Source organism: Dorea sp. 210702-DFI.3.125, from assembly GCF_020560945.1.
GTDB lineage: Bacteria > Bacillota > Clostridia > Lachnospirales > Lachnospiraceae > Dorea > Dorea formicigenerans.
In genome coordinates this window covers 18,389-37,185 of sequence record NZ_JAJCNF010000027.1, presented here as the reverse complement: position 1 = coordinate 37,185, position 18,797 = coordinate 18,389, and the positions used below count along the sequence as shown (strand labels likewise).

At 42.0% G+C, this 18,797-nt stretch carries 18 protein-coding genes and 1 tRNA gene; 4 read left to right on the top strand and 15 right to left on the bottom strand.

Features of this window, described 5'->3' with window-relative positions:
- Positions 1-20: 20 nt before the first annotated feature.
- The 6 genes from LI164_RS12295 to srtB all read right to left on the bottom strand — a co-directional run bounded on the left by LI164_RS12295 (position 21) and on the right by srtB (position 3,429).
- Complete coding sequence (locus tag LI164_RS12295; protein ID WP_005330796.1) at positions 21-929, bottom strand: sugar phosphate nucleotidyltransferase; 909 nt, start codon at positions 927-929, stop codon at positions 21-23.
- Positions 930-1,157: 228 nt separating this feature from the next.
- A complete protein-coding gene (gene rpsR, locus LI164_RS12290; protein WP_005330794.1) occupies positions 1,158-1,424 on the bottom strand; it encodes a 30S ribosomal protein S18 in 267 nt (88 codons plus the stop codon).
- 45 nt (positions 1,425-1,469) lie between these two features.
- Positions 1,470-1,934, bottom strand: coding sequence for a single-stranded DNA-binding protein (locus tag LI164_RS12285; RefSeq protein ID WP_005330792.1), 465 nt, complete (start codon positions 1,932-1,934; stop codon positions 1,470-1,472).
- 21 nt (positions 1,935-1,955) lie between these two features.
- Positions 1,956-2,243 carry a 30S ribosomal protein S6 gene (gene rpsF / locus LI164_RS12280; protein ID WP_005340598.1) on the bottom strand — a complete coding sequence of 96 codons (288 nt, stop codon included), beginning with the start codon at positions 2,241-2,243 and terminating at the stop codon, positions 1,956-1,958.
- Between the two features lie 128 nt (positions 2,244-2,371).
- Positions 2,372-2,560 (bottom strand): DUF951 domain-containing protein, encoded by a 189-nt coding sequence (locus LI164_RS12275; protein WP_040015260.1) that lies wholly within the window; start codon positions 2,558-2,560, stop codon positions 2,372-2,374.
- Positions 2,561-2,601: 41 nt separating this feature from the next.
- Positions 2,602-3,429 (bottom strand): class B sortase, encoded by an 828-nt coding sequence (gene srtB / locus LI164_RS12270; protein WP_227087233.1) that lies wholly within the window; start codon positions 3,427-3,429, stop codon positions 2,602-2,604.
- 99 nt (positions 3,430-3,528) lie between these two features.
- On the opposite strand from srtB, the gene LI164_RS12265 reads away from it, so the two are divergent.
- From LI164_RS12265 to LI164_RS12255, 3 genes are read left to right on the top strand one after another with little or no spacing between them, the layout of a single operon-like run.
- Entirely contained in the window at positions 3,529-3,933 is a 405-nt protein-coding gene (locus LI164_RS12265; RefSeq protein WP_117658072.1) for a hypothetical protein, read from the top strand.
- Between the two features lie 15 nt (positions 3,934-3,948).
- A complete protein-coding gene (locus LI164_RS12260; protein WP_005330782.1) occupies positions 3,949-4,809 on the top strand; it encodes a DUF5685 family protein in 861 nt (286 codons plus the stop codon).
- Positions 4,802-5,581, top strand: a complete 780-nt coding sequence (locus LI164_RS12255) for a J domain-containing protein (protein WP_005330780.1) — start codon at positions 4,802-4,804, stop codon at positions 5,579-5,581. Before LI164_RS12260 ends, LI164_RS12255 begins: the two co-directional genes overlap by 8 nt.
- Positions 5,582-5,651: 70 nt before the next feature.
- Here LI164_RS12255 and LI164_RS12250 read toward each other — a convergent pair whose 3' ends face one another.
- Positions 5,652-7,016, bottom strand: coding sequence for an MATE family efflux transporter (locus LI164_RS12250; protein WP_005330778.1), 1,365 nt, complete (start codon positions 7,014-7,016; stop codon positions 5,652-5,654).
- A gap of 272 nt (positions 7,017-7,288) precedes the next feature.
- On the opposite strand from LI164_RS12250, the gene LI164_RS12245 reads away from it, so the two are divergent.
- Positions 7,289-7,359, top strand: a tRNA-Cys gene (locus LI164_RS12245).
- Positions 7,360-7,697: 338 nt separating this feature from the next.
- Here LI164_RS12245 and LI164_RS12240 read toward each other — a convergent pair.
- Genes LI164_RS12240 through LI164_RS12205 form a run of 8 tightly spaced genes read right to left on the bottom strand, consistent with a single transcriptional unit; the run spans position 7,698 to position 18,657 of the window.
- Positions 7,698-8,369 (bottom strand): DUF4956 domain-containing protein, encoded by a 672-nt coding sequence (locus LI164_RS12240; RefSeq protein ID WP_005330772.1) that lies wholly within the window; start codon positions 8,367-8,369, stop codon positions 7,698-7,700.
- Between the two features lie 18 nt (positions 8,370-8,387).
- Positions 8,388-9,191: a polyphosphate polymerase domain-containing protein gene (locus LI164_RS12235; protein WP_227087232.1), complete on the bottom strand. Its 804-nt coding sequence runs from the start codon at positions 9,189-9,191 to the stop codon at positions 8,388-8,390.
- Entirely contained in the window at positions 9,178-10,953 is a 1,776-nt protein-coding gene (locus LI164_RS12230) for a CotH kinase family protein (protein ID WP_227087231.1), read from the bottom strand. The genes LI164_RS12235 and LI164_RS12230 overlap by 14 nt, the downstream gene beginning before the upstream one ends.
- A complete protein-coding gene (gene pelG / locus LI164_RS12225) occupies positions 10,940-12,412 on the bottom strand; it encodes an exopolysaccharide Pel transporter PelG (protein WP_227087230.1) in 1,473 nt (490 codons plus the stop codon). Before pelG ends, LI164_RS12230 begins: the two co-directional genes overlap by 14 nt.
- The gene (pelF, locus tag LI164_RS12220) at positions 12,393-13,817 is read right to left on the bottom strand and encodes a GT4 family glycosyltransferase PelF (protein ID WP_040015253.1); all 1,425 of its coding nucleotides are present in this window, start codon (positions 13,815-13,817) and stop codon (positions 12,393-12,395) included. The genes pelG and pelF overlap by 20 nt, the downstream gene beginning before the upstream one ends.
- Before the next feature lie 12 nt (positions 13,818-13,829).
- Positions 13,830-15,668, bottom strand: coding sequence for a DUF2194 domain-containing protein (locus LI164_RS12215; RefSeq protein WP_227087229.1), 1,839 nt, complete (start codon positions 15,666-15,668; stop codon positions 13,830-13,832).
- Positions 15,653-16,549 carry a lipopolysaccharide assembly protein LapB gene (locus LI164_RS12210; protein ID WP_005330762.1) on the bottom strand — a complete coding sequence of 299 codons (897 nt, stop codon included), beginning with the start codon at positions 16,547-16,549 and terminating at the stop codon, positions 15,653-15,655. The genes LI164_RS12215 and LI164_RS12210 overlap by 16 nt, the downstream gene beginning before the upstream one ends.
- Complete coding sequence (locus tag LI164_RS12205) at positions 16,546-18,657, bottom strand: NAD(P)-dependent oxidoreductase (RefSeq protein ID WP_117658069.1); 2,112 nt, start codon at positions 18,655-18,657, stop codon at positions 16,546-16,548. Before LI164_RS12205 ends, LI164_RS12210 begins: the two co-directional genes overlap by 4 nt.
- Between the last annotated feature and the right edge of the window lie 140 nt (positions 18,658-18,797).

Here is an 18,797-nt window from a genome sequence, read left to right as displayed (position 1 = left end):
CTTCGGCAACTTTACATATTTTAAGCCGGGTACAGTCCTTCTTCTTCCATCTTGCGGATTGCTTCCATAACAACCGGTTTGTCTTCTTTGTATGTAACTCCATACCATTTGTCTGCTGATTTCAGAACTGCAACTGTCGCACGATTCTCTCCTAACAGGTCGCTGACTACTCCCGGCAGATAATATTCACATTTCATAGGATTCTCTTTCAGTCCCTTCTCAAGGAATGCCGGGAATCCTTTCTCAATCTCATCAAGAATACTTTTTGAGAATCCCCACATATTCATAGAAACCGTTGTGTCATCGTCTAGATGTGTCCATGTAGCACCGTCATCTTCTGTAAATGCTATTCCGTTCTCATGATGCTCAATACGTGTTCTTTCACGAATTCCGATCAGTTCCCCAGCCTCGTTCATCTCACACACACCACGGGATACATATCCATTTTCTGTAACAGTGTTGCAAAGCTTGTAGCCTACCATAGTGTAACGGAACTTATCATCATCTTCATGGCTATTCAGATAATCATAAATGAGCTGGAATGCCTCTCTTCCATAATAATCGTCTGCATTGATAACTGCAAACGGGCCATCAATCATGTCCTTACAGCTATAAACTGCATGTGCTGTTCCCCATGGTTTCACACGTCCTTCCGGCACCTGAAAACCTGCCGGAATATTATTGATTTCCTGATATGCATAAGACACTTCCATGTATTCTGACACGCGGTCGCCAACTGCCTCGCGGAATAAGTCTTCCTGCTCTTTCTTAATGATAAAAATTACCTTCTCAAATCCAGCGCGTTTTGCATCAAAGATGGAAAAATCCATAATGATGCGTCCTTTCGCATCCACCGGATCAATCTGTTTCAGTCCACCGTAACGGCTCCCCATTCCTGCCGCCATAATTACTAATACTGGTTTCTTCATAATTTATTACATACCTCCTGTTTGAACTTTCGTAATTACGATATTCTTTTTGACATAACAATACCCACTTACAGAAATCATACCATACTTTTGAAGTCACGTCTATTTGTATATATTTCTGTCAGAAGCTTTTTGTATAATACTTTTTTGCATAGTAAAAAATAAATTTTTCTACTATGCAAAAACCGCCACATCCTTATGGATGTGACGGCAAATATTAACTACTGATTAATCCTGCACGTATGGCATTAATGCAACGTGACGAGCTCTCTTGATTGCTACTGTAAGAGCTCTCTGATGTTTTGCACAGTTTCCTGTAATTCTTCTTGGAAGGATTTTTCCTCTCTCAGAAACATACTTTCTTAACTTTGCTACATCTTTGTAATCGATCTCGTTATTCTCTTTACCACAGAATACGCATACTTTTTTTCTTCTGCGTCCTGGATTTCTTCTTTTGAATCCGCCCTCTGGACGAGCTGCTTTATCGTAAGCCATTTTATTTGCCTCCTAATACTTTGAATCTTCTAAATTCAACGAACCTTAGTTAAATGGGAGTTCTTCATCAATTCCATCTGGAATATTCATGAAGCCGTCACCTGCGTCAGCTGCCGGCGTCGGAGCCGGTGCCTGCTGGAAACCACCTGCATGGGAAAAACTTCCCGCGTTGGCATCACTTGTAGCTTTGCTCTCAGCAAATTCCTGTTCTTCCACTACAACGTCTGTTGTATATACCTTCTGTCCATCTTTGTTCGTGTAGCTTCCTGTCTGGATACGTCCGGTCACAACAACCTTCAGTCCCTGACGGAAATACTTCTCAGCGAACTCAGCGTTTCGTCCAAACGCAACGCAACCGATGAAGTCAGCAGTCTGTTCATCACCATTACGTTTGAATCTTCTGTCTACTGCCAACGTATATCTCGCAATTGCCAGAGAATTCTCTCCACCCTGTGAATATCTCACTTCTGGATCTCTGGTCAGGCGTCCCATCAAAATAACTTTATTCATATAATTACCTCTTCTTCCTGATTATGCTTCCTGTCTTACGCATAAATATCTGATGACATTGTCCATAATGCGGATTCTCTGCTCGATCTCGCCTGGAACATCAGCCTCAGCATCGAAGTGGATGAAGTAGTAATATGCTTCTTTCATTTTCTGAATCTCGTAAGCTAATCTCTTCTTACCGCTCTCATCAACGTCAGAGATCTTGCCACCGAAACGCTCTACTAAAGCCTTTACTTTCTCGATAACCTGAGCTCTCTCGTCATCTTCGATTTTTGCACTGACAACAACAGCTAATTCATACTTATTCATGTCGTCCTGCACCTCCTTCTGGTCTTTTGGCCCCCGCCCGCTTATGTGGGAGCAAGGAATTCCACCCTTAAATGGGCAGAAAAATATTGTATCACGGTTATCTACTATATCATATAAGATTCCCGATTTCAAGCCTTTTTCTTCAAATCTTTTGTATTTTTTTCGACCAGTTTCCGTCCTGTCATAATCTGATGTCCGCATCCCATGCATTTCAATCGGAAATCCGCACCTACACGTAATATCTCCCACTCTTTGCTTCCACAAGGATGTGGTTTTTTCAGTGTTACTATGTCGCCGACTTCATAATTATATCCCATGCTGTCCCCTCCCTTGTAATCTGCCGGGTCTTCAACTTTTTCTATCCCATTTGATTTTCTTGTTCTTTTACTCCAATCACTACAAATCGGTGCTCGTCGCTGGCGCTTGTACATGTTGATAGTGTCACAACTGAATCTGCAGTCGTCACTTCCACACCCGTATCATAAATCGCGATCCGCCTCGTCATATCCAGGTAAGACTGATATGCTTCGTCGTTCTCGAAGCCTGTCAGATACACATCGTCTGTATCCTTGACTGTCGCCGCACTGTAAATATGATATACAATCTCTCTTCCGTCCGGCGTGTAAATGTAAAAATACGGGTTTGCTTCCCAGAAAGATTTATCTTTATATTCATCTAACTTTCGAAACATAGAACCGTCCTTCATACGATGCCCATATATGATTGAATTACGATCATTGAAATTTGCATTATTGTCCGCATTCAAAAAAATCGTTCCAAGTGTATTATCATTTTCCGAAAATGTTTTGTGTAAATATTTTTCATTATCTGTTGTCTGAACAATCGGATAATTAATAATTGATGGCTCCGGGTAAAAACGGATCCACCCGACTGTATCCGGATTGATTCCTTTTAATTCATCAAAATCAACAGAAAAGCCTTTTTCCGGCTCACTGTCTTCTTTATTGATTGCAATGCTCTGAATCTTCTTATATTCATCACGGCCTTTTGCATAATCTCCGACAATCTTCACAAGTTGAAAGGCTGAAACGCAAAATACAGCCAATGCCACGATCAGGATGATATTGGATAACATGCCGGCTTTCTTTTCTCTGCGGCCACGATGTGGTCTTCTTCTATTCTTACTCATATGCTGCTCCTTTTCTATTCCTCTATAGTAGCACATCTGCGTTACCTGCTTCAATTATTTTATAATTTTTTAATTTGCAGTTTATTGACTTTCTTTTGCCTGCGCGTATGATATTTACATAGGAGGACGATACTGATGAAAGAAAAATTACAACGCTTTATGTATGGAAGATATGGATTAGATTCCTTTGGGAAATTTACAATTATAATCTCTTTAGTACTGATGCTTTTGGCGAACTTTGTACCTGCAAGACTGGGGAGTGTATTATCCCTGCTGTGCTGGGCACTTTTGATCTACACATATTTCCGTATGTTCTCAAGACAAACTTATAAACGTGCCTGTGAGAACCAGGCTTATCTGGCAAAAACAGCGAAAGTTCGACATTTCTTCGCCTCACAGAAAAGTATAATGGCACAGAGAAAGACACATCACATTTACAAATGTCCGACTTGTAAACAGAAAATACGTGTACCAAAAGGCAAAGGCCGTATTGAAATCCGCTGTCCGAAATGTAACACAACATTTATCAAGAAGAGCTAAGTAAAGGGGCTTTTTATGTTTGGATATATTGCAATCAACAAAGCTGAAATGAAATTCAAAGACTACGATGTGTACCAGGCGTACTATTGTGGTCTTTGTCGTCGTCTGAAAGAATGTTACGGAAAGCGTGGTCAACTGACACTGTCCTACGACATGACATTTCTCATTGTCCTGCTCACCGGGCTTTACGAACCAAAGACTATAACCGGTGAGATTCGCTGCATTGCGCACCCGCTTGAAAAACATCCGACAAAAATCAACGAATATACAGATTATGCAGCTTCCATGAATCTCATTCTTTCCTATTATAAATGTAAGGACGACTGGACCGATGAGCGAAAGAAAAAAGGATATATTGCTGCAAAAGCGCTGGAGCCGAAGATCAAAAAGATTGAAAGTAATTACCCGGAAAAAGTCCGGCTGATCCACTCAAAATTAGAAGAAATCAATCAATATGAAAAAAAAGGTGAGACAAATCTTGACCTTATGGCAGGACTTTTCGGTGATATCATGGCTGAAATCTTTGCCTGGGAACCAGATGCATGGGAATTATCTCTTCGAAAAATCGGATTCTTCCTTGGCAAATTCATTTACCTCATGGACGCCTATGAAGATGTAGAAAAGGATATTGAAAATAACAGCTACAATCCGCTAAAGGAAGCATTTTTGCAAAAAACTCCAGAACAGTTCGCCACAGAATGCCGCACTCTTCTGACCATGATGATGGCCGAATGTTCCAGAGAATTTGAACAGCTTCCGATTCTGCTTCACGCAGATATTTTAAGAAACATCTTGTATTCCGGGGTGTGGTGCAGGTATACTATGGTTACGTCCAAACGATATGAAAACCAGAATAAGGAGAACAATCATGAATGATCCATACAGCGTCCTTGGCATTTCCCGCGGCGCTACTGATGACGAAATAAAAAAAGCATACCGGGCACTAAGCCGAAAATATCACCCGGATGCAAATATCAATAACCCAAATAAAGATCAGGCAGAAGCCAAATTCAAAGAAGTCCAGCAGGCTTACCAGCAGATTATGCATGAACGCGAATACGGCACTACCGGTTCCTATGGAAATGGTTACGGAAGCTCTTCCGGCGGTTACGACGGAAATAATCCTAATGGCGGCTACGGTGACTTTGGAGGATTTGACTTCGGCGGATTTGACTTTGGAGGATTCGGAAACTTCCGCGGTTACTCCGGTCAGTATCAGCAGAGACGATCCGGCGCGACCAGTAACGAAGGTGACCTTCATATGCAGGCCGCTGCCAATTTCATTAATAATGGCCGCTATCAGGAAGCAATCAATGTTCTAAACGGAATTGATAACAAGACTGCGCAATGGTATTACTACAGTGCCATCGCTAACTCTGGTATCGGCAATAACGTCATTGCCCTACAGCATGCACGCGAAGCAGCTCGTATGGAACCGAACAATATACAGTACACCACCCTCGTACAACGACTGGAAAATGGCGGAAACTGGTACCGCCAGCAACAAGGGCCTTACCAGACAACCTTCTCAAGCAGCGGCGACTGGTGCGTAAAACTATGTATCGCCAACCTCGTCTGTAACCTATGCTGCGGCGGAAGCGGACTCTGCTGTGGTGGAAGCGGAATGAACGGCGGACATTACATATAGAATAATAATTGGGGACGTAGTAAACCTTCAAGGTTCTACGTCCCCATCATTGATTTAGGGTGTCCCTTTTTTACTTTTCTATTTTTTTCAATGCTTTCTTAAATCGGTTACTGAACAGGATCATGGTGAATGTTACTGCGAAGAAATCGGCGATTGGTTCTGCCAGATATACTCCCATAGTTCGATCTGCACTCCAGATATGTGGAACAATATAAATCAGTGGAATCAACAGTACGAATTTCCTCATTACTGCCACAATAATGGATTCTGGTGCGCAGCCAAGAGAGGTAAATCCCATCTGGCATGCGATCTGGATTCCAAACATAAACATTGCTGCCATATATACACGAAGTGCTGTCTTGCCAAATGCAAGCAGTGCCGCGTCTGATGTGAACATGCTGACGAAAATCTGTGGAAAAAGTTCTACACATAACCATAGAATCACGGCATACCCCACGCTTACCTTTAACAGCAGGCGAAATGTTCCCCGAACGCGGTCTACATTTTTTGCTCCATAGTTATAGCTGAGTATCGGCTGTGCTCCCTGTCCAAGTCCCTGTAGTGGCAGCATCGCAAACTGCATTACACTGGTCAGGATCGTCATGGCTCCAACTGCAATATCCCCGCCATATTTTAACAAAGATGAGTTGAAGCACACCGTGATAATACTTTCACTCGCCTGCATAATAAATGTTGCGAGTCCCAGCGCAAGGCTTGGTAATATAATTCTTGCTTCCAGCTTCATATTCTTTCTTTGTATCTTTAAAAATGTCTTCTTTCCAAATAAGAAGCTGACGACCCAGATACATGAGCATGCCTGTGATATGATTGTTGCAAGCGCTGCGCCTCGCACGCCCATATGTAATCCAAAGATAAAAATCGGGTCAAGCACAATGTTGATCACTGCACCAATCAGCACAGATAACATTCCTGTCTTTGCAAATCCCTGCGCAGTGATAAATGCATTTAACCCAAGTGTCAACTGCACAAAAATCGTTCCCACTGCATAAATGTTCATGTAGGCTGCCGCATATGAAATCGTATTCTCACTGGCTCCAAATGCCAGTAGAAATGTGCGATTGCCAAGAAGCAGCACAATTGTCAGCACGATTGCCACCAAAATCTGTGTTGCGAAGCAGTTGCCAAGTGTCTTCTCCGCATCTTCCTTATTATTCTGTCCCATATAAATAGACGCTCTCGGCGCGCCACCATTTCCTACCAGCACTGCAAATGCTGACACGATCATAATAAGCGGCATACACACGCCGACACCCGTAAGAGCCAAAGCTCCTACCTTCGGGATATGACCGATGTAAATTCGATCCACCACGTTGTACAGCATGTTAATAAGCTGCGCTGCCAGCGTTGGGATTGCCAGCCGGAGCAGAAGCTTTCCAATCGGTTCTGTCCCTAAGAAATCTTTATCTTTTTCCATAATTTTCACACCTTTTATTCGTAATAATAACGTTGGAGAAAAGTCCAACCATAATGTCAAAAGACTGCCTCGTGACATCAATATTACAAATTATACTATCTGTAACGCCATTGTCAATAACGTCAAATTATGAAATTTTTCGAAAGTCTTTTTGCCGATAATTTTAATGATAATCCTGACTACTTCAAATTGATTCGAATTTTCGAAATATTTTTTCATTTTGGGGTTGACGAAACCGGAAATCTTTGTTATTCTAAATAAGCATTCGATATGGCGCCATAGCCAAGTGGTAAGGCAAAGGTCTGCAACACCTCTATCACCAGTTCAAATCTGGTTGGCGCCTCTAAAAAAGAAACCTTGATTACAAGGTTTCTTTTTTTTGCGTGTATGGCAGGAATAAATAAGACTTCCATAAGATTTCCTTAAGAAATTTTCGATTTCTTTAAGACCACGCACATACTTTAGACACATTTCCTCTGTATACTTAATGACAGATAGTTGAGAGAGACATCCATCAATATCAACTATCTCCCCCTCATAAAGTGCAAAACGCACTTAACTCTCATTCCTTTAGATAACTATAAAAACAACGGCAAGAAGCCCACAGGTCGCATGACCCGTGGGCTTCTTACGTTGCCAAGCATACGACAAAAAGGTCCGGTGGACCTTTTTTAGTTACCTTTATCCGTGATATTCGCCATTATACTGAATCAGCGTTACATCATCCACATTTTCAATCTTACGGATTTTTTCCGTAAAGTCCATCTGATTCTGTCTGCAGAATACTTCAACTGCCATCTCTGTCTTTTCTTTCCGCATCGTCTTTGATTTGATAAAATAACGAATTTTTCCAAAGTTGCGTATGATTTCATCTCCGGCATCATCTCCGGTATAATGAATTACTACAATATAAATCTTCCCATTCTGCTGTCTGTGATAAAACAAATAAATCATAACAATCATGATCACTGCCGCCAGTACCGCAAGCACATACATACCTGCACCGGCTGTAATTCCTGTCGTTATCGCCCAAAACAGATAAAGAAGATCCATCGGGTCTTTGACTGCTGTACGAAAACGTACAATAGATAATGCACCAACCATACCAAGGGAAATCACAATATTCGTACTGATTGCCAGTGTGACCATACATGTAAGAACCGTCATTCCTACAAGTGTGATTGCAAAGCTTCTGGAAAAAATCACTCCTACGTAAAATTTTCGATAGACCAAGTAGATTACTCCGCCAAGGAGCAACGCTATGGCAAGTGCCGTAAGCATTCCCGGAACATCGAATTTATCGAATACACCGGATTCCAGTACTGATTTTTTTATTACATCCTGTACACTCATTCGTTTTTCTCCTGTATTTTAATTTTCTGCCCAATATTCAACTCCATTCAGATACCGGGTCTTTTCATAACACAATACGTATTTTGATACTGCTGTAAACTCTGCTGACCGCGGTGGCAGAAGATCTCGTATGATTTGCGGAATCAGCTCTGTAAATTTCACTTCCATTACAAGCTTTCCAGGCTCCAGAACCGGCAGTGTAGCAAGTGTCGGATCGAATATATCATACCCTCCCACAGCTGCCCGCACGTCGCAGTCAAACGTAATCCTCACCGTTCCTGTATCCATGATCCACGGCACCCGGTCATAATCTACAATAGTCCGAGGCCTCATCATGTTACTGACACATTCAATATAAAACTCCCTGCATAAAGAATATGAACTGTGCAGCAAAAATTCATATTCCCCTGCCAGTATTTTTTCCACTTCTTCTCTCGTAAGTGGTGCGCTTTCCTTGTAAATGTAGCTGCCAAATTTCTTTTTTCGCTCCAGCTTGATGGAACGGTCGCTGTAATCATAAATCCGGATCCGGTACTTTTTACGCATCAGTACGCCGGATTCTTTCTCCTCGTAAGCGCTGTTCCAATAATCATCAAAGTACAGGCTCCGGATCATATAGCCCCCATCTGAAGCATGTGGATCTTTTTTCAGTAAATGTTTCATACGAAGTTCCAATAATTCCTTCTCACTCGTACTGATCAAGTATTTCCACTCATTCCGAAAATGTTCTGCCGTTCCGGCATGCTCCGGTAGCTCAGCATTTTTTAACTGCTTCATATGTTCTGCAATCCTGGCATGACTGATATTCTTAATTTTCTTCATAAATATCTTCCTCAATACGTTGGTCTGCTGTCACATAGAAGCATTTCATACCATAATTCTTGCCATTGTCGGTTACATAATAATCAAATGCGTCCTGTGTCTTTCCAGATGAATCAGTTGCACGTACCCGTACAAAGTACTGGCCTGCTGCCGGAACACTTGTCTGTACTTCCGGAACTGCCACTCCTTCCTGCCGGAAGATCACATTCTGGAACTGGTAGTCTGTCGCAAGTTCTACGGTATAAGTAATATCTTCAGCATCAAAATCATAAGACACATCCCAGTTCAGATTCAGCGCATTATCCTGAATAGCCGGGGTTCCAATGTAGAATGGCTGTGGTTTTTCCAGACTTTCCAGATACAATTCATAGTTCTTCTCCACTTCTTCCGGAATTCCTGCTGCCACTGTATCATACTGGGACTGTGTCAGAGGCGCATTCATTTGATCCGGCATAGAATAAAGATATGGTCTCACCACATTTTCATACTGGCTGATCATCGTGCTCAACCGTTCTTCGCTGAGATAATCCTTCATCTCAATTATTGCCTTATCTAATTCTTTCCGAAATGAATCTGATTTCAGACATCTCTGGAACAATACATTCCCCCAGTAATTACTGATTCCACACTCCCAGCTTCCCTGGTCGGACCAGCCGCGGAGCCCGTATTCCGATCGCATGAAAAATCCATCATTGTCCCAGTCGATAAAATACCATGTATCTGAATTTTGCGGACTGTACAGATACATATTCCGGCTCTGAGTATCCACATTTCCAGTCAGAATCTGGAACGCCATCCAATATACGATATTTTCCTCGTCAAAATACTGTTCCAGCACCTGATTAATAGGGATCGAATAATCATTTACTGCATCCAGCATATGAATCAGCTTTGTGTGGTCGGAATCACCTTTAATCTCCAGCCGTTCTTCAAATGCTTCCTGGTTATATCCCGGATCGTCTGTCGTTTTGATCACATCTTCTTCCCGGTAAAACTCAAAGAAATTGACTTTATAAAGCTGACCTTTTGAATCCAGACCATGCGTCTTAAGCGCTGTCTTATTCAACTGTTCCACCTGCGTGTAAAGGCCATAATCCTGAAAGGCATCGGAACTTCCATCTGTGTTATCTTTGACATACAAATGTACGAACTGCGTGCGAAGTCCCATCATCTGAGGAATGCCCTTGATCAAATCGTAAGCCATCTTATTGCGGAAACGCATTCCTTCTCCTTGATGCTTATTCAGATTGATGACCCGCTGTCCACGCCACGTTCCTTTATTCTTTTTTAACTCAATCTTATAATTTTTCTGCGCATTACTGCTGGAGGTCTGTCCGCGGATCTGAACCGTTGCATTGGGAACTTCTTCTGCATATCCCACATTTCCACTGGTCGGTCCGTTCTCATCCCCGACTTGTAAAAGTCCTGCCACCTGATAACGGTCCACTCCCATATTTTCATAATCTTCTACTGAGTAGCTATTGATCTCACTCCAGGAATGATCTGTATTCTCTGAAGCATTTCCCCTGGAGACAGTAAGATACATCGTCACTACACTGGTCTCATCATCATCTGCATACAGCGTGTCCTTATCCCTTAGATGCACACTGTTAATATCTTCTTTCTCCGCCTTTTTCACTTTCTGCGTTTCTGTCTTAATGTCAGAGGTTGCTTCTTCTTTTTTCTCTGAACAACCGCCCGCACAAAGTGATAAAGCAAGCGACAGTACACATACTGCCGATATGAGTCTATTTCTTTTCACCTGGGTCTTCTCCTCCTTCTAGTTTTTCTTCCAAAAAAGTCCCCAATCGTGTAAATCGTCCTGACTTATCTTCCTCTACAATTGGCTGAACACTTAATATGTAGTAAGGAAGCCGTTGGGTAAAATATCCGAGCCGTAAAGCAGTAATCAGGAAAAACACTGCGCTTCCCAGCAAAAATCCAAATCCATAATACACCTGTGGAAACAGTAGTGACAATAGGGTAAATACAGTTGTACACCCGGCAAATGCTGCGGACGCTGCAAATGCCCCTTTATAATCCGTAAAATATAACAATAAAAGAAGCATGGTATTGGCAATTGCATAGATTCCATAGCCGACACACAAGGTCCGGAAATACCCTTCCATCAGATCATTAAATCCGAGAGGCAGATATTTTAATAAAATACCTCCGATGGAAATAGCAAGCGCCGTTGTCAGCAGTTGTTTTACCGCCGTGTACTTCAACTCCATATTCAGCACTTCCCGCATTTCATTTCCTGCCTGCATAATATCCTTAATCGCACCTTTATCGTTGAACAGGCTGTAATAATTACGATACTTTGGATAGAAATTCACTTCTACCGAAACGACAAAGTTTACTGTCGTGATCAGAATCGTAAGAAATGCGATCAATGCCGGCACATCATGGTACGGTGCTCCGTAAAATAATCCTTTCACCTGCACCCCAAGTGGTCCTGCCCACATAATCACAAGGTGGGTAAACAATCCCAGATTCACAAATAATCCAGTAAATGCCAGTGGCTGAAATTCATCTACCCACCGCAGAAATAAAAATGCACTGGTATCACTAGATGGAAAATACCGGTACAAAAGCACCACGTCCCATAGAAGCATGATCCCATAACCGACACAGACTGCAATCATCAATGCTTCTATATGTGGCATACCGATGATAAGCAATAAAAATCCAACGACAAAAGAAACAACAAGTGCTGCACTAAATGACAGTAGAATCCCTTTGTAATCTTTGATTGCGGTCAGGTAACTCATAGCATTCCAGGTTACGATCAATTCACCAAACAACCCAAAACACAACAGTTTATCTACAAGTCCCACACCGGAAAAGATTAAAAATATTCCGTACAGAATTCCTCCGGCTATTAACATAATTCCAGTAGAACCCCAAAAAGAAGAAAGAATTGCCTCAAGCTTCTCTTCATATAACATATCTGCCAGAAATCTGGTCACGACCATAGAAAGAAAACTTGTCACAGTCAGGGAAGCCAGTAACGAGTATGTAACCATACAGATCAACAGTTCCCTCTCAAATCTCGTTCCACCCGTCTGATTGCACAGGAACATGATTCCAAGAAGCAGTACGATTCCAAGGATCATCGGTCCGGCGCAGATAATACCGGCATATCCGTAAGCTCTTGCGGTTGCAGCAAGACCACTCTTTTTAAACAGCTTTTTCAGTTCAAATCCGATTCCAGCCATAAGCAGTCTCCACCTCCCCGTACAATTTTTTATATTCCTTCATCATCCGTTCGTGGCGGTAATATTTATTTACACGGTTCTGTCCGTTTGCTCCCATACGAAGTCTTAAGCTTCTGGATTCACACATCTTATCCATAGCAGCTGCGAGTCCCTGCCGGTACATCGGCGGTACACAGTACCCTGCCGGTCCAAAAAAATCTCCTTCTTTTCCTTCCAAAAGCTCTCTGCAGCATCCTACATCCGTTGTTACACATGGTCTTCTTGCCGCCAGTGATTCAAGAACCGACAACGGCTGTCCTTCCGAGATACTGGTCAGAATCGTAAAATCCAGTTTTTCCATATATTTTACAATATCAACTCGTCCTGTAAAAATAACATTTTCAAGCTTTAATTGTTTCACAAGCGTGTAACATTCCTGGGCATATTCTTCATCATCCACACCACCCATGATATGTAATCTTACATTTTTCCGCCTTGCACATAGTTCAAAAAAAGCATAGATCATTGTCTTGATATCTTTAATCGGTGCCATTCTGACCACTGCCCCAATATCTACCTGACCATCCTCTTCTTTCAGCGGAATCTGGGACAGGCGCTCATAATTAATTCCATTTTCAATCACTCTGCATTTCTTCTCATCGCAGCCCATCTGTATCTGTGTCCGCATGGCATTCGTAAACAGCGCCGTAACCTGAAATGCCCGGCTGTATATAATGTCCGACAGCATATAGAAAAATGAAATCCACTGCTTTTTGTATGTAGCCATGACCCATTTTGCCCGGATAATCTCTTCTTCTCGCTCTCTTGTGTAAATCCCATGCTCTGTAAGAAGCACTTTTTTCTGATAAACATAACCGCCAAGACATGCCAGCATGCCGCCATAACCAGTACAGATCGCATGGTAGACATCTGCCTGTGGCACTTCACTTCCAAGAAGATACAGTACCGGAAGCAGCATAGACCGCATCGTGTGAAATGCATCTGCAAACGCAGTATACGGATATTTCTCCAGACAGCTTTTTTCCAGAATCTCCAGGAATTCTTCACTTTTTAAAAATGACATTGGATTGATCTTCTTATCGTGATACAAGCGAAACAGTACTTCCCAGTCCGGTCTCCCACAATCCATCAGCTCACGAAGGCTGTCTTGTTCTTCCCTGGTAAATATATGTAGAAGTTTCCCGGTATCTTTCACATGCAAAGCATCATCTAAGAATACTTCCTTTACTTCCACCACATTTTCCGGGAGTTCATACACAAACTTTCCTTTATCTTCGGCATGTGCTCCAATGACCCACAAGACAAATTCATGCTCTTTCATCTCTTTGATATACTGATGCATCCATGTGGATACACCTCCGTGCACATATGGATAACACCCTTCCAAAATCAAACAAATTCTCAACGTAATGTCCTCTTATTTCTTCTCAATCGTAACTTCATCATTCACTGCATGCAACAGATAAAGATTTCCTGTTACATGCTCCAGTTCTCCACCTGTAACTTTGCCCGGTATCCCATTGTTGAACCGGAGCATCAGATATGCTTCATCATAAAAATGATCCAGCTTCAGTTCCACACTTTTATCTGTCACATTTTTCTCATACGTCAGTGCACCATATCGTTCAATCGCCCCGGACAATTCTGATCCGGTCAGATTGCGAAGTTCTGGTGCTGAATCATAGAGCCAGTCCATATACTCCTCCAACCGGTTCTTTAATTTTTCCCAGCCAAGTTTTGCCCCACGGTCTTCATCCAGCAAGTCATCCGGATGCATAAAATGACTGTTCACAAAATGCATATTTAATTCAGACACTGCTGCCATCTGCATATAATCATCAAGGATGGCTCCGGAAATGATTCTTGGCTGTTCTACAATACCGTCATCTGCCACTTCAAATTCCTGTGTATAAGCACATTCTCCGGCAAAATAATTACTAGCTATCGTCTTAATCTGCGGAAACTTTTGCGCCAGCATCTTCCGCCCCTGCTCTGACAACACATTTGACGGAGGAACATAAACCGACATCTGCGTTCCCGGGAACATTTTTTTACCAAACCGCATAAGTTCTGACATAGCAGACTCCATTGCTTTTTCATTCTTCCATGTTTTATACGGAAGAACATCTCCATAATCTGTATCACCCAGACACAATGGCTGATGGTTGTAACCGTGATAACCTAATTCACCACCCTGATGAAGTACCATATTTCCAAAATATTGAAAACGCTCATTGTCCGTCTGCTTCGTGATCTCTCCGTCAGTTTTATCTTCATAGTTCTCAATCATCACTCCAGTATACTTAAGTCCATATTTGGATGCAAGATTCAGCATATCCGGCCACCAGATATTCGAATAAAATTCTTGAATACTTGTCCCATAATCTCGTTTGACATATGTCCCGTCACCACTTGGTACCGGCGATGGAAAATCATCCAGATAAAAGGCCGATCCATTGATCACCGGATAGACTCCTATATCTGTCAGGAGACTGTAAGACGCTGCATAAAAGCCTCTTACCGCTTTTTCATATAACCCAAAATTATCTACTACAAACTTTCCGTCGCCGTATGTATTTTCCCATATTAAAGGAATTCCTCCCGGCTCTTTTGCCCACGCATAGACCTGTGCCTTCTCGCTTAACTCAACCTGTCTCGCAGAATCAAATCCATCCGTGATTGCATAGCTTTTTCCTCCGCCAATCAAAAAATCCGAATCAAAATAAATGCTGTCCACAAAACTATTTTCATATCCAGAAGAGATAATTCCCAATTTCTGCTCAATCAGTGACGCATACGTGTCCTTTTGCGGTGCCATGGCAAACATGGCACTTCCGCCGCTTTTCACCCAATTGCTGATTTCAATAATACCTTCCTTTAATGGCTCCAGGTCACTCATCAGTACAACCACTGTCTCATAGGAATCCAGATTTGGAAGCGTATCGGTCTTAAGATCTGCCACATCTGTTCCTACTTTCATATCCTGAAAAATCCGCTCAAATTGTTCCCACGCAAGCTGGCTGCTCTCCTGCTGGCTGTCCATAATGACCAGGCAAGTCTTTTTTAATTCTTTTACTGCTTCTTTTTCCGTCACAATCTGGTTCTCACTTAGATATGCACTCTGGCTTTTGCTTCCTTCATAATGGATGCCAGAGCGTTCCGCAAAAAGCACAGCCCCCATCAACATGAATATTCCCCATATTACCAGCATTCCTTTAAATGGAAATGCTTTCATACTCTTTATGAATCGATCCAAAGAGCCAGATCCTCCCTTCCTTTTGAAGAAAGATAAATGTGCTCTTTCTTCATCTTATCTAGTGTTCTTTTCAGTTCTTCTCCCTGCTTCTGTTCTACGCAATATTGAACCTTCAAAATCCAATACGCTTCGTGTCGGTGCCATTTTTTCTCTATAATTTGTAAAATCTCATGTGCTTTTTCAAAATCTCCAAGCTTCATCAAATTCTTGACCATGCATACGCAAGTGTGCAGATCTTCCTGATGTTTTAACTTCTTTTCCAGAAGCTGTTCATATCGCTGCCTCTGTACTCGTTCTATCTGTTCTTCCAGAAGTCCCTGGCTTAAATATTCCTCCATAAATTCGCAATACTGCTCCATAACTTCCGGATCTTCCGGCGAAATCTGATGAAGCCTCTCCAACTCCTGAAGCTTTGAATCATACTCTTTCGACAACTCTACCATGGCAGTGATGGCATAATGTACAACCTCCACGTCTTCGTTCATACGCGCCTGTTTCAAAAGCTCCACATACTCCTCTGGATTGTCATTTAAAACATTCATAATCAACTCTCTTCGAAGTTCCGGCTCATTTACGATCAGCGCTTCCTCCAGCGGAACAATATTTCCCTCCTGTTCCGTCCCGGACTGAAAGATATTTTTGTAAATTTCTTCATTTACCTTCATCTTCTCTACGCCTACTTCTTTTCTCTGATCTGATTGTATCCAGATTTGAAAATGCAGGATAAACACACACAAAACTCCCCACACCGGAACAAAAACGACCGGGAACATGAGATATTTCTTTACATTTATAATATGAGTACAGATTCCTACCCATACAAGAATACAGCAGATGATGTGCAAAAGAATCAGTACTATTCCAACTACAATCTGAATCATACTTCTCCTCCACCTCGTGCAATCTGGGCGATACCGGTCTCATAGGTGATGATTCCGGCTTTTTTGAGCCGCCCGCTTACAATTGGAAGTGATTCCTTGTCCGTCTGAGACAGAATCAGGTATAATTCTCCTTCTTCAGAAATCCCCCATACGTCATTCGCACGGATCAGGTTCTGCAGGATCTGATCTGCCTCCTCTTTTGACTTGCCCGGATGTTCCAGCCGCAACAGAATATAGGACGCCACCATCTCATCTTGCATCGCATGAAATGTTTCCAATCGTTCCATAAAATAGGATGTCTTCAAAATATGTGTCCCTTCCACATACTGCATATTCTTCGCAGCCTCCTGATACTCCAGTGCACGAAGCAGTGCCACTTCCACCAATCCACAGAGAATTTTGAAAAGATTCATATAATAAAGCGTCATCTGATCGCTGCGGACTTCCTTAATACAGACAATCATCACAAGTTCTTTGTTTTTCCTGATTCCTGCCATGTAAGCCGGATAATCCGGGAGAAGCTCACGATTTACCCACACATTTCCATCTTCCAGCTCCGAAATAGCTGCCTGATACTTACTGATCCGTATAGAATTCGGAAACTCACTTCTAATTTCTTTCGATGCAATCTCCAATCGTCCAAACTCACTGTTTTTTCCAAGGGAGTACACAGCAACTGCATGGTTCTCCAGCATATCCTCCATCACATGTATCGTTTCTATAAAAAGCTCCTGTGGAAGCACCGTATCAAGCTTTCTTGTAATATCAAAAATCTTTCCAAAGCTGTCCCGGCTCCCCATAATCTGCTTCTTGTACGTTCTCTTGTCATAGAGCGAATCCTGATACATATCTCGCATGAACAAAAACTTTTCCTGGATCAGTTTATTTTCATCCGTAACAAATTCTATATTTTCTTTATTTTTCATCCGTACATATCCACAGATTGCTCCTACTGCAAAATAAAAGATAAATGGGATCCAGTTGGACGGTTCATAGAACAATGTTGTCCACCCTACCCCTTCTCTTTCATAGGCTGCCAAAAGCGAAATCGTCTCAAGAGCTGCAGCCGCAATCCCGTAGTTAATTCCGTACAAGCTTCCAAAAAGCACAATAAATACAAGCCGCAGATCAATCATCTTAAACTGCGCCTGATTTCCGGCAAGATGATTCAAAAATTCAAACAGAAAAAATCCAATGACCAGTTCTACTATTTTTACTATTGGTCTGTGTTTATCAAGCCAGATTTTCCAGCGATCGATCCGCCGCTCCTTTTCTCCGATAGAGTCCAGATACTGATCATAGATGTCGGAAAAATCCTCCAGAAGTGAAATCTTTGGAAACCAGCCATACTTAAAACGTACAACTTTATCATCCGGTGGAATTTTTTCAACCGGGATAAGTCCTTTATTCTCGATCCGTACACTTGCATCTATCTCTTTTATTTTCTGTTCCAGCTCCCGAAAAGTATTTGAAAATACATTTGGTACATTCAGATAGTGATATTCCTCGTCCCAGTTATCACTCATTTTCTCCAAAAGTTCTGCCAGATCCATGGAGTTCAAAAACTGGAGTGGCTGATCAGGTGATTCCTGAATCTCCACCGGCTCCCCACTACGGATAGCTGCAAACATTTTATAAAAATAATCTTCCTTATAAACTCCGGAATACAGATACGGAATTCTTACGATTTTGACCGGAATCTGGTACATTTTCCCATACTGACAACACAGATTCTCGGCTCCACGGACAAGAAGTGTCTTTCCGGTCGTAGCTGCATACCCCGCCTCCGGACCAGTTAGATAGATTACATGGATCTCTTTACTGCGTTTACAATAACTTAACACTTTTCGAAGCTTCTCTGCTTCACCTTCCATCGTTCCATGAAATGTAATATAATTAGAAAAATAAACCATAAGTTCAAAATCATAAGTGCGGAAAATGTCTTCCAGCTCTTCATCTCGCTCTGGAAACGGGCGCACGATCAAATGCTTTTTCCGCTCTGTCTTCAACAAGGAATTCCCCATTATAAATACTTCGCTCTCGGGGAAAGCTTCCTGCACAAATTCTTTTGTTATGTATCCGGTATTCCCAACTAATAGTACTCTCATATCTTTTCTTCCTAACGTTCCCTGATATATTTTTCATTATACCACGCTGTTTTTATTCTGCCACAAAAAACATATTCTCATATACATTTCCATATATCTTTTTTATATAATCGAAACCCACAAATTTAATAAGCATGCTT